The organism is Bradyrhizobium sp. McL0616, assembly GCF_049993385.1.
GTDB lineage: Bacteria > Pseudomonadota > Alphaproteobacteria > Rhizobiales > Xanthobacteraceae > Bradyrhizobium.
Genome location: NZ_CP188255.1, coordinates 2,307,766 through 2,321,233, shown reverse-complemented (window position 1 = coordinate 2,321,233; position 13,468 = coordinate 2,307,766). Strand labels below are relative to the sequence as shown.

Sequence of the window (13,468 nt, the reverse complement as noted above, 5' to 3'; positions counted from 1 at the left end):
TCACATTTGCGGACGCGCTCGACTCGGTTCCGCGACAGATTGGCTGCGTGAGACAGCGGAATAAATCCCTCTCCACAGCGTTTGTGTCGAAGGGAGTATTCGCCTCTCCCGCACTCCGTCCTTTTCCAGAAAGCCAGAGAGATGAAAGCATCATTTTGCATCGCCGTTCTCGCGGCCCTCGTGACCGGATCAGCGTTCGCGCAATCTCCGCCGCAGACCTCGACCAGGAAGGTCGACGGCACCGAGAACGTCTACATCTTCCGCTATGGCGGGCATCAGTCGATGTTCGTGGTGACGCCGCAGGGCGTGATCGCGACCGATCCGATCTCTTACTTGCGTCCGGCAAAGCCCTATATCGACGCGATCAAGGCCGTCACCGACAAGCCGATCAAATACGTCATCTACAGCCATCACCACTACGATCACATCGCCGGCGGCCAGCCGTTCAAGGATCTTGGCGCCACCTTCATCGCCCACCGACGGACCAGGGAGCGGCTGCTCGAGCTGAAGAAACAGAATTCGCTCTTGGCCGACATTGTGATGCCCGACCAGGTGGTCGACGAGAAGAAGACCATCACCCTCGGCGGCACCACGCTGGAGCTCGATTATGTCGGCCGCAACCATTCCGACAATTCGCTGGTGATGCGGCTGCCGAAGGAAAAACTGGTCTTCGTCGTCGACTTCGCGCCGATCGAGTCGGTGCAGTTCCGCAACATCCCGGACAATGCCTCGCCGCTGGAATACATCGCCTCGCTGAAGAAGCTCGCCTCCCTCGATTGGGAGCGGATGATCCCGGGTCACCCCAACGCCGGCGGCCGGCTCGGCACCAAGAAGGATGTCGAGGACGACATCGCCTACATGGAGGATCTGTCCGCCGAGGTGAAGAAGGCGGCCGATGCCGGCAAATGCTTCGACACCGCGATGAAGGACGTGAAGCTGCCGAAATACGAGAAGTGGGCCAACTACGAAGCCGGCCTTCCCGCCAATGTCGAGCGCTTCTGCTACTGGTGGGGCCGCGGCTATTGAGGGTCGACTTTCGCGATGGTGACATCATGCCCCTGTTTTGCCCGACGGATCAAACGGATTCTTCAAATCCGAATGATATCGCGCCGGCCGTCAAGTGCTTGATTCCGCTATCGTCGGCTACTGTGCATGGGGTTGTTTTCGCGATTCTTGTCGGTGACAGCCGGCGCGCGGGCTCTGCCGCCTGTTGATTGTCACTTCGCTCGCTTCTTGCTCCCCTTCCCTTCGCGCTCCAGCGCCTCGCGCACGTTCCCGAACTCCGCCAGCGAGGCCTTGTCGGCGCGGGGGAAACGCAGATCCAGCTTTTCGAGTTCGGCGACGATCACCGAGCCGATCACGACGCGTGCGAACCATTTGTGGTCGGCCGGCACGACATGCCACGGCGCATGGGACGTCGCCGTGTGGCGCACGATGTCCTGATAGACCGCCTGATAGCGCGGCCACAGCGCACGCTCCTTGATGTCGTCCATGGAGAATTTCCACTGCTTGGCCGGATCCTCCAGCCGGTCGAGGAAGCGCTCGCGCTGCTCCTCTCTGGAGAGGTTGAGGAAGAACTTCAGCACGACGGTGCCGTTGCGGCAGAGATAGCGCTCGAATGAGCAGATGTCCTCGAACCGCTCCTTCCAGATGTTCTTGGTGACGAGCTTTTGCGGCAGCTTCTCCTTGGCGAGGATCTCCGGGTGCACCCGTGTCACCAGGCATTCCTCGTAATGGGAGCGGTTGAAGATGCCGATATGGCCGCGCTCCGGCAGCGCGATCACGTGACGCCAGAGAAAGTCGTGATCGAGCTCCTTGGTGCTGGGCTGCTTGAAGGCATGGACCTCGCAGCCCTGCGGGTTGATGCCCTCGAAGATCGCCTTGATCGCGGAATCCTTGCCGCCGGCATCCATGCCCTGCAGCACGATCAGGACCGACCAGCGGTCCTGGGCATAGAGCTTCTCCTGGAACGCGATCAGCCGTTTCTTGTTGGCGTCGAGGATCTCCTGCGCCTTCTCCTTGTCGAGGCCGCCCTTCTCGTCGGTCTTGTACGCTTTCAGATGGAACTCGCCGGAACCGTCGTGCCGGAATGGCGTGATGTAGCGGTCAAGTTCCTGGGCGAGCGATTTGGACGGCTTCTTGCTCATGGGCGCGGGGCACCTTGCGTTGCGGCTTCAATCGGTCGAGCACGCTACCAAGGATGCCCTTGGGAAGGAATATGATGAAAAGCACCAGCAGCACGCCGTAGACGAGGTTGTCCCAGCCGACCGCCTTGGTGCCGAAGCCGATGCGCAAGGTTTCCGCGAGCAGAATGGTGATGACCGCGCCGACGGTCGGGCCAAGCGAGACGAACAGGCCGCCGACGATCGCCGCGAACACCATCTGGAGCGACACCGCGATGCCGCTGACGGTGTCGGGCGTGATGAACATCTGGTACTGGCCGTAGATCGCGCCGGCCAAGGCCGTCATCAAAGCGCTGATCAGCGTGATCTTCAACTTCTCCGCGGTGACGTTGACGCCGGCCGCAGCCGCGGCGTCCTCATCCTCCGAGATCGCCTCCAGCGCATAGCGGCTCATGCTGCGGTCGACCAGGTGCCAGATGATGATGCCCCCGAGCCAGACCGCGAGCGCGATCAAATACCAGGTCGTCTTGTCGTCGAATTGCAGCGCCAGCAACTTGCTGCCCGAAGCGCGGTTCGGCGTATAGCCGAGCGAGCCGCCGGTGTAGTCGCGCGTCGCGGTGATGATTTGGAGCACGATGCCGGAGAGCGCGAGCGTCACCAGCACGAAATAGTGCCCGGTGATGCGGAAGCGGAAGCAGGGATAGCCGACGATCAGCGCCAGCACGCCGGCCGCGACCATGCCGACGGGAATGCCGATCCAGGGCGACAAGCCGAGGTGGTTCCAGAGCAGCACGGTGACATAGGCACCGATCCCCATGAAGCCGCCATGGCCGAGCGAAACCAGGCCGAACCGTCCCATCATCGACCAGGACGTGTAGGCGAACGACCAGATCAGGATCAGCACCAGGATGTGCAGATGATAGGGATCGCGATAGACGAACGGCAGCGCGATCAACGCCGCCAGACCCACCGCCCACGCCACGAGCCGGCCCTGCCCCATCATCGGCGCCTCGCGAGCAGGCCCGCGGGCCGGATGAACATCATGACGATGAAGAAGGCGAACGCGAGCACATAGCCCCATTCGAGGTCCGAGAACAGGCCGCCGAGCGAGATGATCTCGGCGAACACGAAGGCGGCGATAAAGCCGCCGATGAAATTACCGAGTCCGCCGAGCACGCAGATCAGGAAGGTGATCGGTCCGAACGAAAGGCCGACGAAGGGATGCACGTCGTATTGCAGCACAAGCAGGCAGGCGGCGAGCCCGGCCAGCCCGCCGCCGATCGCGGACGTGATGAGATAGATTTTCCTCGTGTCGACACCCATCAGCGCCATGATCTGCCGGTCCTGGGAGATGGCGCGGATCGCCGTGCCGGTGAAGGTGCGGGTCATGAAGAGGTAGACCGCGACCATGCCGACCAGCGCGGCTGCGAACGATAACAGTCGCGCGTAACTGAAATTCATCTCGCCGAAGGCGAGCACCGGCAGGCGGATGCCGAGATTGCGAAAGTCGATGCCGAAGGCGACGGTGGCAAAGCTCTGGAGCACGAACAGCACGCCGCCGGTCGCAAGCAGCTGGTTGATCGGCGGTGCGGTCAGCAGCGGCGCGATCACGAGGTAATGCAAAAGAGCGCCGAGGATCGCGACGAGCAGGATGGTGAGCGGCGCGGCGATGAAGTAGCTGATGCCGTAGTACTGAACCAGGAAATACATGGCGTACATGCCGATCATCACGAGCTCGGCGTAGCAGATCCAGGTGACGTCGATGACGCCGAAGATCAGATTGAGCCCGAGCGCGAGCAGCGCCAGCACGCCGCCGAGCAGGATGCCGTTGATCACGGCCTCCAGCAGATAGATGTCGAAAATATCCAGGAATCCCTGCATGCCCTCGCCCGCCCCCTTCACACCCCGAGATAAGCTTCCTTGACCGTGTCGCTCGCCAGCATCTCCGCCGAAGTGCCCGATGCCCGTATCGTGCCGGCCTCGATCAGATAGGCGCGGTCGACCACACGCAGCACCTGCTGCACGTTCTGCTCGACAATCAGCACCGTCAGACCGCGCGCGCGGATCCGCTTCACCAGTTCGAACACCTGCTGCACCACGACCGGCGCCAGCCCCGCGGAAGGTTCATCCAAGAGCAGCAGCTTTGGATTGGACATCAGCGCGCGGCCGATCGCGCACATCTGCTGCTCGCCGCCGGACATGGTGCCGGCCATCTGGTGGCGACGCTCCTTCAGCCGTGGAAACAGGTCGAACACGACCTCCAGCCGCTCGGCATAGTGGGAGCGCGCTTCCTTCATGAAGGCGCCCATCTTGAGATTGTCGTCGACCGAGAGCTGCGGAAACAGCCGCCGGTTCTCCGGCACGTGCGCGATCCCGAGGCTGACGATCTTGTGCGCCGGCGTCGCCACGACATCGACGGCCTCCATGCTGATCGACCCGCGCGAGGGACGGATCAGGCCGGAGATGACGCGCATCAGCGTGGTCTTGCCGGCGCCGTTCGGACCGATGACGCCGACGGCTTCGCCGGCCTTCACGTCGAGATTGACGTCGAACAGCGCCTGGAAGGTGCCGTAGCCGGCGCTGACCGATCGAAGCTCCAGCATCGTCTAGCCTCCCGCGCGGCGGCGCGCTTCGGCGGCCGCGGCCTGCGTGGTCTCGGCATCGGTGCCGAGATAGACCTCGATCACGCGCGGATCGCCCGCAACCGCGCTCGGCAGCCCCTCCGAGATCTTCTCACCGTGGTCGAGCACCATGACACGATCGACCACGCGCATCAGCACGCCCATGATGTGCTCGACCCAGATGATGGTGATGCCGAGCTCGTCGCGGATATTGCGCAGCATGTCGGCGGCCTGGTCCATCTCGGCCTCGTCGAGACCGCCGAGGCTCTCGTCGGCGAGCAGCAGCTTTGGCGCGGTGGCGAGGGCTTTCGCAAGTTCGAGCTTTTTCAGGCCGGCTGCGCCGAGGCCATCGACGCTGGCATGACGATCGGTCGGCAGGCCGACCATCGCAAGCGAGCGCTCGGCGGCTTCCTCCGCTTTGACCCGGCTGTGCCGCCCCTGGCCGTAGAAGCCGGCGAGTGCGACGTTCTCGAAAATGGTCAGGCGGCGAAACGGCCGCGGAATCTGGAAGGTGCGCCCGATGCCGCTGTTGATGATCCGATGCGGTGCAAGGCCCGCGATCTCAGTCCCTGCGAACAGGATCGAGCCGGAGCTCGGCGAGAGCGTGCCGGAGAGCATGTTGAAGATCGTGCTCTTGCCCGAACCGTTAGGGCCGATCAAGCCGAGGATCTCACCCTGCTCGACCTTGAACGACACGCTGTTGACGGCGGTGAAGCCGCCAAAACGCTTCACCAACCCGCTGACCTCCAGCACTGCCCCGCTCCGCCGCTACTGGTTGCTGTAGGTGGTGCCTTTCGGCAGCGGCAGCACGGCCTCGCGCTGCGCCTGGCTCTTCGGCCACACCACCGAGGATTTGTCGTCGATATACTGGATCACGACCGGGAACGAGCGCTCGTTCTGTCCCGCCATCGGCGTGCCCTCGCCGTAGAACTTGACGCCGAAGCCGAGCATGGTGCCACCCTCGGGGATGTCGGTGTCGAGCGCGGCCTTGCGCAGCGCGTCGGGATCGACGCCACCATACTTTTTGATCGCGCGCGGCAGCACGTCATTCATGAACACGTAGGTGTTGGACGCGCCGATGCCGACATGGGCCGAGCGGATCGCAACGCCGGGCCTGATCTTGTCGAACTCCTCACCAACCATCTTGATCACGGGCGACAGCTTCGGATCCATGGTCTTCTGGTTGGCGAGCCAGATCGAGATCGGATCGGTATCGAAGAGATAGGTGGCGTCCGCGCCCATGCCCTCCTTCAGCTTCTCGTAGACACCGTAGCCCGCGCCATGCCCCATCAGCGCGCCGAACTTCAGGCCCTGCTCGCGGGCCTGGCGCAACAACAGCGTGATGTCGGGATTGTAGCCGGTGTGGAAGATCACGTCCGGCTTGGCGCGCTTCAGCTTGGTCACCAGTGCGGACAGATCGGGCGCGGTCGCCGAATAGCCTTCCTTCAGCACGACGTTGAAGCCTGCCTTCCTGGCGCCGGCCTCGTTGCCCTTGGAGACGTCGACGCCATAGGCGCCGTCCTCGTGAATGATGGCGACACGCAGGTCAGCCGGCTCCTTGCCGAACTTCTCCTTGGCGTTCTGGGCGATGAAATCCATCGTCATCATGCCGAACTGGTCGCCGCTCGCCTGCGGGCGGAACACGTATTTGTAGTTCTTGTCGGCGAACACAGACGACGAGATGCAGGTCGTCATCCACATGAACTTCTTGAGCTGCTCGACGCGCGCTGCAACCGGCACGCATTGCGCCGAGGAGAAGAAGCCGAGCACCATGTCGACCTTCTCCTGCTCGAGCAGGCGGACGGATTCGTTGATGGCGATGTCGGGCTTGCTCTGCGCGTCGGCATAGACCGCCTCGACCTTGTAGCCCTCGACGCCGGTCTTGCTGAAATGGTCGAGGATGATCTTGGTGCCGAGATATTCGAGCTCGGAGCCGCCGCCCGCGAGCGGGCCGGTCAGGTCGAAAATCACGCCGATCTTGATTTTCTTGTCTTGAGCCTTCTCTTGAGCCTTGGCGGACATCGCCAAGCCCATCGCCGCAATCGCGATCAACAGCCCATGGACCAAGCGGGCAGCCATGCGCAGGCGCATCTAAACCTCCCTGGACGATTGTGCATTGCAATTCTGTTGCTTTTGCTTTTTCGCCCATCACATGGGCTGAGCGAAGCGATGTCAAGCCTCGCGCGTCACCTCGAAGCGAACTGCTGCGCGATGAAGGCAGTGACAAATCGCGGCATGGTCGGCGTCACATCATCCATTCCGCGCACGAGATGGATGGCCGACAGCTCAGGCTCGGCCTGGTCAGCCAGATTGGCTTCGATCCGGGCGCGCGCCACCTCACCCGGCATGTCCAGGTTGAGAATCTGCATCATCGCAATCGCCTGGCCGGTGACGACGCAGTGCCATTCCGCCTCCGCCGCGTAATCGGCAGGGATCAAGCCGGTCTCCTCCTCGATCTCGCGGACAACGCTGCCGGGAATGTCGAGCGTGCCGTCCCTGACGTCGTCGAGGTCGGGCGTGCCCGAGGGGAAATAGATGCGTCCCCCATTGACGGTGTGGTGGGCCATCTCGCCCATCACGAACGCTCCGTCGGAGGTACGTAGCGCGCCCATGCCGAAACCGTTGAACACGGCAGGATCGGGAAAGCCCCAGTCGCGCCAGGCAAGGAAGCTTGCGAAGTCGGTCTCGAAATAGGTCGCGGCGAGATGGCCGTCCGTGAAGACGGCATCGCGCCCGAGCAGGATTCGGCCGTTCCAGATCTTTGGCCGCTCGCGCTGCTTCTCGGCGAAATACGCCTCGATCTCGGCGCGGCGCTCTTCCGCAAACGGCCAGACGACCGGGCGAACGGCAAGATCAAGCGTCGTGACGCGATGAATGGTCGATGAGGTCATGACGCCTGATTACTTCGAGATCGCGTCAGCTATTTGGCGTTCATCCCAGTGGTCTTCTTCGCCTGTTCGACGTATTTGTTGGTAAAGGTCTTGCTGACGTCGATCTTGGCGCTCGCCACCTCCGGCGAACCGACGCTGAACACCGCTAGCACGGCGTCCGCGCCCTTCGGATCCATCTTGCCGGTCTCGGAGAACATCGGGATCGTGTTCTTCAGCGCGGCGAGATAGAGGTCCTTGTTCTTGCCGACCATCTCCTCCGGCATCTTCGCCATCACCTCCTCGGGCGAATGCGAATGGATCCACGCGAGCGTGCCCAGGATCGCATTGGTGAGCGCCTGCACTTCCTTCTCGTGGCCATTGACCCAGGCCGCGGTCGAGTACAGCGCGCCGCCCGGATATTCGCCGCCGAACGTCTCGAGCGTGTCCTTTTGCGTGCGGGTGTCGCTGAGGATGCGCAGGTCCGCATGGCTGCCCTGGAGCACGGTGACGGAGGGGTCGAGCATCACGGCCGCGTCGATCTGCCCCTGCTCCATCGCGGCGACAGCGGTGGCGCCGAGGCCGACGCCGATCACGGCGGTGCTGGCGGGATCAACTCCGTTCTTCTTCAGCAGATACTTCAGGAAGAAGTCGGTGGAAGAGCCGGGCGCGCTGACGCCGACCTTCTTGCCGGCGAGATCCTTGATCGACTTGATTTCGTTGGTGTGCGAGGGCGAGACCACCAGCACGAGGCCGGGATAGCGGTCATAGACCACGAAGGCTTGAAGCTCCTGCTTCTTGGCGGCCAGATTGACGCAATGGTCGAAATAGCCGGAGACGACATCGGCGCTGCCGCCGAGCACGGCCTTGAGCGCGTCCGAGCCGCCCTTGAGGTCGACCAGTTCGACATTGAGGCCGGCCTTGTCGTATTCGCCGAGCTGCTTGGCCAGCACCGTCGGCAAATAGCACAGGCAGGCCCCGCCGCCGATCGCGACAGTCACCTTGCTTTGCGCCGCGGCAAGACCGGTGGTGAGCGTCAGCGCGAGCAACGCGCCGGCGAGCCTGGCAATCGTGTTCTTCATTGGTTTCCTCCGTTCGGCTGGCGGCACCATAGAGCAGCGGGACTGGCTTGAGAAGCACCGCCTAAGTGCACTGGCCATCAGCCTTTTGACGCAATAGCATGCGCGAACAACAACCATTTTTGATGGGGAGGATCATCCATGAATCGCCTTGCAATCGGGCTGTCGATCGCCACCGCCTTTGCCGCCGGATGCGGCGCAACCCATGTGCTGAGGCCGGCGCTCGCCGCCGAGAGCATCGCCCCGCAGATCATCCATACCGGTGAGATGGAAGGCGACGCGCTGGGGGAGGCCAACAAGGTCGGCTTCCGCTCCAAGACGTTCATGACCGCCGACGGCGCCACCATCTCGATCCAGCTCGGCAATGTGCCCAAGCACATGCATCCCAACACCAACGAGATCCAGTATATCCTGGACGGGACCGGGACGATCTGGCTCGGCGACAAGGAAGTGACGGTGAAGCCGGGCGACCTCGTCATCATCCCCAAGGGCACGCCGCATGGCGGCACCAAGCCGATCAGCGGACAGGTCAAGGCGATCGCGATCAAGACGCCGCCGCAGGCCCCGGACGATACCAAGCTGCTGGACTGAGCGATCCGGGGCTCGCGCCACGCGCGGGGGCCCCGTTGCCGCTAGCCGCGGCCATCCACAGCCGTCGGCCGCCACACCAGCAAGCGCCGCTCCACCAGCGTAACTCCATAATCGATCAGGATCACGAAGGCCGACAACACGAACATGCCGGCGAACACACCGGCGACGTCGAACACACCTTCGGCCTGCTGGATCAGATAGCCGAGGCCTGCGGCCGATCCCAGATATTCGCCGACGACGGCGCCGACCACGGCGAAGCCGACCGAAGTGTGCAGTGACGAGAACATCCACGACAGCGCCGACGGCCAATAGACGTGCCGCATCAACTGTCCCTCGCTCATGCCGAGCATGCGGCCGTTGTCGAGCACGGTGCGGCTGACTTCCTTGACGCCCTGATAGACGTTGAAGAACACGATGAAGAACACCAGCGTCACGCCGAGCGCGACCTTGGACCAGATGCCCAGCCCCAACCACAGCGCGAAGATCGGCGCCAGCACCACGCGGGGCAAAGCGTTCGCCATCTTGACATAGGGGTCGAATACCGCAGCGACAATCGGCTGCCGCGCGAACCAGAACCCGACCAGCACGCCGCTGAGCGAGCCGATTACGAAGGCCAGAATGGATTCCCACAAGGTGATGGCGAGATGCTTCCAGATCACGCCGCTCCAGAACCATTTGACGATCTGCTCGAACACATCGATCGGGTTGGAGAAGAAGAACGGCGGCAGCAGGATTTTGCCGAAGATCGGAACGGTCGACAGCAACTGCCACAGCACGATGCAGACGACGGCGACCAGGACTTGCAGCGCAAGCAGCGTCACGCGCGACATCAGACCGCCTCCACCGCGTGGGTGGATTGCGCGTAGCCCTTCATCACCTCGTCCTTGAGCACGCTCCAGATCTCGCGATGCAGCGCATGGAACTCCTTGTCCAGCCGCACCTCGAAGATGTCGCGCGGACGCGGCAGCGTCACGCGCCAGTCGCCGATGATGCGCGAGGACGGCCCCGCCGACATGATCACGACGCGGTCGGCGAGCGCGATCGCCTCTTCGAGATCATGGGTCACAAACAGCACGGCCTTGCGGTCGGCGTTCCAGAGGTCGAGCAGCAGATTGCCCATGACTTGCCGGGTCTGCGCGTCGAGCGGCCCGAACGGCTCGTCCATCAACAGGATTTTTGGGTCGCGGATCAGCACCTGCGCCAGGGCCACGCGCTTGCGCTGGCCGCCCGAGAGCATGTGCGGGTAACGGTTGGCGAAGGCGCCCAGGCCGACCGATGTCAGCCATTTCTGCGCGCGCGGCAGCGCCTCGGCGCGGGGCGTGCCCCTGATCTCGAGCCCGATCGCGACATTGTCGAGCGCGGTCTTCCAGGGGAACAGCGCATCGGCCTGGAACAGGTAGCCGGCGTCCCGGTTCAACCCAGCGAGCGGCCGGTCGAAGATCTTGACGCTGCCGGCGGCCGGCTTGAGCAGGCCCGCGGCAACGTTGAGCAGCGTGGATTTCCCGCAGCCGGTCGGGCCGACGATCGCGACGAACTCACCCTGGCCGATCGCGAGATGCGCCTTCTCCACCGCCGTATAGACCCGCCCGTCCCCCAGCCGGAACGCAACCTTGGCATCTTCCAGCGCCACTGCCGTGGGCGTTGACATGTGTTTCCTCCCGAACCCGGACCGATGCCTTAGCCTCTCGCGCGGCCAAGTTCAATCAACCGGACAAGCGTGATACGCATAGGGCTTGCTGTGCCCTTACCCTCCGCAGGAAGGGAAGGGTAAGAGAAGAGTGAGCCCCAGCCCAATGCCTTCCAGGCCGATGATTGGCTATGCACACGTCACCAAGAGCTTCGGCGCCCTCAAGGCCGTGGACGGCGTGTCGCTCGACATCGCCGAGGGCGAGTTTGTGGCCATCGTCGGCGGCTCGGGCTCGGGCAAGACGACGCTGCTGCGGCTCGCCAACCGGCTGATCGAAGCCGACGGCGGCACCATTACGGTCGAGGGCGAGGACGTGCAGAACGTCGATCCCGTCGCGCTGCGGCGCCGGATCGGCTACGTCTTCCAGAGCGGCGGGCTTTTCCCGCATTTGAGCGTTGCCGACAATATCGGAATTACGCCAAAGCTGCTCGGCCAGCCGGCGGCGGACATCACTGCGCGCGTCGACGAGCTGCTCGAGCTCGTGCAGCTCGACCGGACCGCGCATCGCGACCGCCTCCCGGAAGCGCTCTCCGGTGGCCAGCGCCAGCGCGTCGGCGTCGCGCGCGCGCTCGCCGCAAAACCTCGGATCGTGCTGATGGACGAGCCGTTCGGCGCGCTCGATCCGCTCACCCGCGACGCCCTCGGCGACGATTTTCGTGACCTGCACCGCAAGCTCGGCCTGACCACCGTGATGATCACCCATGACATGACGGAAGCGATCGTGCTCGCCGACCGCATTGCGGTGATGCGCAGCGGAAAGCTGCTGGCGCAGGGCACGCCGGCGGAGCTCTCGAACAGCAGCGACGCCTATGTGCTGGAGCTGCTGCGGACGCCGCGACGCCAGGTCGAGCGGCTGAACGCGCTGCTGCCGCAGAGCGGTGCGGCATGAACCTGTTCTCCGATCCGCGCTGGGGAGAGGCGCTGTCGCATCTGCCCGACTATCTCGGCAACCATGTGCGGGTGAGCCTTGCCGCGCTCGCGCTCGGCCTCACCGTCAGCCTGCCGCTGGCGATCCTGACGCGCAACCGTCCCGCCCCGCGAAGCATCCTGCTTGCTCTCGCCAGCATCGTGCAGACGGTCCCGGGACTGGCACTGCTCGCGTTGTTTTATCCGCTGCTGCTCGCGCTGGCTTCCGTGACACTCACCTGGTTCGGTGTCTCCTTCTCGGCGTTCGGTTTCCTGCCAGCGGTGCTCGCACTCGCGCTCTATTCGATGCTGCCGGTGCTGCGCAACGGCATCACCGGGCTGAACGGCATCGACCCGGCGCTGATCGAAGCAGCCAAGGGAGTCGGCATGACCGCGCGGCAGTCGCTGGTGATGGTCGAACTCCCGTTGGCCCTGCCAGTGATGATGGCCGGCATCCGCACCGCCGCGGTGTGGGTGATCGGCACCGCGACGCTGTCGACCCCGATCGGCCAGACCAGCCTCGGCAACTACATCTTCGCAGGATTGCAGACCCAGAACTGGGTGTTCGTGCTGTTCGGCTGCTTTGCCTCCGCCTTGCTCGCACTCGCCGTCGATCAACTGCTCGGCCTGATCGAAAGCGGCCTGCGTCGCAACAGCCGCCCGCACAGCGCGCTCGGTGCCGTCGGCATCGCAGCGCTCGTGGCCGCAACTCTGGTGCCGTCGATGGGCCGCTCGTCGTCCGGCTACGTAGTCGGCGCCAAGACCTTTGCCGAACAATATGTGCTGTCGGCCCTGCTCAGGGATCGCCTCCAGGCGGCTGGTCTCTCCGCCACGGCGCGATCGGGTCTCGGTTCGAGCGTGATCTTCGAGGCGTTGAAAGCCGGCGATATCGATCTCTACATCGATTATTCCGGCACGCTCTGGGCCAACCAGTTGCACCGCACCGACATCAAGCCGCGCGCGGAGCTGTTGGCCGAGCTGAAGACGGCGCTCGCCAAGGAAAAGATCACCCTGCTCGGCGAGCTCGGCTTCGAGAACGCCTATGCGCTGGTGATCCCGAAGCAGCGCGCCGAGGCGCTAGGTATCCGCACCATCGCCGATCTCGCGGCACATGCGCCGACCCTGTCGATCGCCGGCGACTACGAATTCTTCTCGCGGCCCGAATGGGCCGCGTTGCAAAAGGCCTACGGCCTTCAGTTCCGCGCGCAACGCCAGATGCAACCGGACTTCATGTATGCCGCGGTCGCCAGCGGCGAGGTCGACGTGATCGCGGGCTATACCAGCGACGGGCTGATCGCAAAATACGATCTGGTCGCGCTCGACGATCCCAGGCATGCGATCCCGCCTTACGACGCGATCCTGCTGCTCGCGCCCAAGCGGGCCGATGACGAGCAGCTTAAGGAGGCGCTGAAGCCGTTGCTGGGGAAGATCGATATCGCCACCATGCGCGAAGCAAACCTGCGCGCAGCCGGTAACGATGCGAACTCATCGCCAGACGCCGTGGCGAAGTGGCTATGGGGGAAAGTTGGCGGGCGCTAGGACGATACTATCTCGCAACGCCTGGCGCTCTCCCGCGCACGCCACCTTGCTATCC

General features: G+C 63.8%; 14 protein-coding genes. 4 read left to right on the top strand and 10 right to left on the bottom strand.

Annotation, left to right across the window (positions count from 1 at the left end; genetic code table 11):
• Positions 1 to 141 precede the first annotated feature (141 nt).
• Entirely contained in the window at positions 142 to 1,026 is an 885-nt protein-coding gene (locus ACPPVR_RS11230) for an MBL fold metallo-hydrolase (protein ID WP_426614284.1), read from the top strand.
• Between the two features lie 191 nt (positions 1,027 to 1,217).
• Here the strand turns inward: ACPPVR_RS11230 and ACPPVR_RS11225 are convergent, their stop codons facing one another.
• From ACPPVR_RS11225 to ACPPVR_RS11190, 8 genes are all read right to left on the bottom strand, one after another.
• The gene (locus tag ACPPVR_RS11225; RefSeq protein ID WP_426614283.1) at positions 1,218 to 2,147 is read right to left on the bottom strand and encodes a polyphosphate kinase 2 family protein; all 930 of its coding nucleotides are present in this window, start codon (positions 2,145 to 2,147) and stop codon (positions 1,218 to 1,220) included.
• Entirely contained in the window at positions 2,107 to 3,126 is a 1,020-nt protein-coding gene (locus ACPPVR_RS11220) for a branched-chain amino acid ABC transporter permease (protein WP_426614282.1), read from the bottom strand. The genes ACPPVR_RS11225 and ACPPVR_RS11220 overlap by 41 nt, the downstream gene beginning before the upstream one ends.
• Positions 3,123 to 4,004, bottom strand: coding sequence for a branched-chain amino acid ABC transporter permease (locus ACPPVR_RS11215; RefSeq protein WP_426614281.1), 882 nt, complete (start codon positions 4,002 to 4,004; stop codon positions 3,123 to 3,125). Before ACPPVR_RS11215 ends, ACPPVR_RS11220 begins: the two co-directional genes overlap by 4 nt.
• A 17-nt stretch (positions 4,005 to 4,021) precedes the next feature.
• Positions 4,022 to 4,726: an ABC transporter ATP-binding protein gene (locus tag ACPPVR_RS11210; protein WP_426614280.1), complete on the bottom strand. Its 705-nt coding sequence runs from the start codon at positions 4,724 to 4,726 to the stop codon at positions 4,022 to 4,024.
• 3 nt (positions 4,727 to 4,729) lie between these two features.
• Positions 4,730 to 5,497, bottom strand: a complete 768-nt coding sequence (locus tag ACPPVR_RS11205) for an ABC transporter ATP-binding protein (RefSeq protein WP_426614279.1) — start codon at positions 5,495 to 5,497, stop codon at positions 4,730 to 4,732.
• Between the two features lie 15 nt (positions 5,498 to 5,512).
• Positions 5,513 to 6,835 carry an ABC transporter substrate-binding protein gene (locus tag ACPPVR_RS11200; protein WP_426614278.1) on the bottom strand — a complete coding sequence of 441 codons (1,323 nt, stop codon included), beginning with the start codon at positions 6,833 to 6,835 and terminating at the stop codon, positions 5,513 to 5,515.
• Between the two features lie 95 nt (positions 6,836 to 6,930).
• On the bottom strand, positions 6,931 to 7,635 hold the full coding sequence (locus ACPPVR_RS11195; RefSeq protein ID WP_426614277.1) for an NUDIX hydrolase: 705 nt from the start codon (positions 7,633 to 7,635) through the stop codon (positions 6,931 to 6,933).
• A gap of 29 nt (positions 7,636 to 7,664) precedes the next feature.
• Positions 7,665 to 8,693, bottom strand: a complete 1,029-nt coding sequence (locus tag ACPPVR_RS11190; RefSeq protein WP_426614276.1) for an ABC transporter substrate-binding protein — start codon at positions 8,691 to 8,693, stop codon at positions 7,665 to 7,667.
• A gap of 138 nt (positions 8,694 to 8,831) precedes the next feature.
• On the opposite strand from ACPPVR_RS11190, the gene ACPPVR_RS11185 reads away from it, so the two are divergent.
• Entirely contained in the window at positions 8,832 to 9,281 is a 450-nt protein-coding gene (locus tag ACPPVR_RS11185; RefSeq protein ID WP_426614275.1) for a cupin domain-containing protein, read from the top strand.
• A 41-nt stretch (positions 9,282 to 9,322) separates the two neighbouring features.
• Here ACPPVR_RS11185 and ACPPVR_RS11180 read toward each other — a convergent pair whose 3' ends face one another.
• Positions 9,323 to 10,111, bottom strand: a complete 789-nt coding sequence (locus ACPPVR_RS11180) for an ABC transporter permease (RefSeq protein ID WP_426614274.1) — start codon at positions 10,109 to 10,111, stop codon at positions 9,323 to 9,325.
• The gene (locus ACPPVR_RS11175) at positions 10,111 to 10,929 is read right to left on the bottom strand and encodes an ABC transporter ATP-binding protein (RefSeq protein ID WP_426614273.1); all 819 of its coding nucleotides are present in this window, start codon (positions 10,927 to 10,929) and stop codon (positions 10,111 to 10,113) included. The genes ACPPVR_RS11180 and ACPPVR_RS11175 overlap by 1 nt, the downstream gene beginning before the upstream one ends.
• A 145-nt stretch (positions 10,930 to 11,074) precedes the next feature.
• Between ACPPVR_RS11175 and ACPPVR_RS11170 the strand changes: the two genes are divergently transcribed.
• Complete coding sequence (locus ACPPVR_RS11170; protein WP_426614272.1) at positions 11,075 to 11,857, top strand: ATP-binding cassette domain-containing protein; 783 nt, start codon at positions 11,075 to 11,077, stop codon at positions 11,855 to 11,857.
• Entirely contained in the window at positions 11,854 to 13,413 is a 1,560-nt protein-coding gene (locus tag ACPPVR_RS11165) for a glycine betaine ABC transporter substrate-binding protein (protein WP_426614271.1), read from the top strand. The genes ACPPVR_RS11170 and ACPPVR_RS11165 overlap by 4 nt, the downstream gene beginning before the upstream one ends.
• Positions 13,414 to 13,468 lie beyond the last annotated feature (55 nt).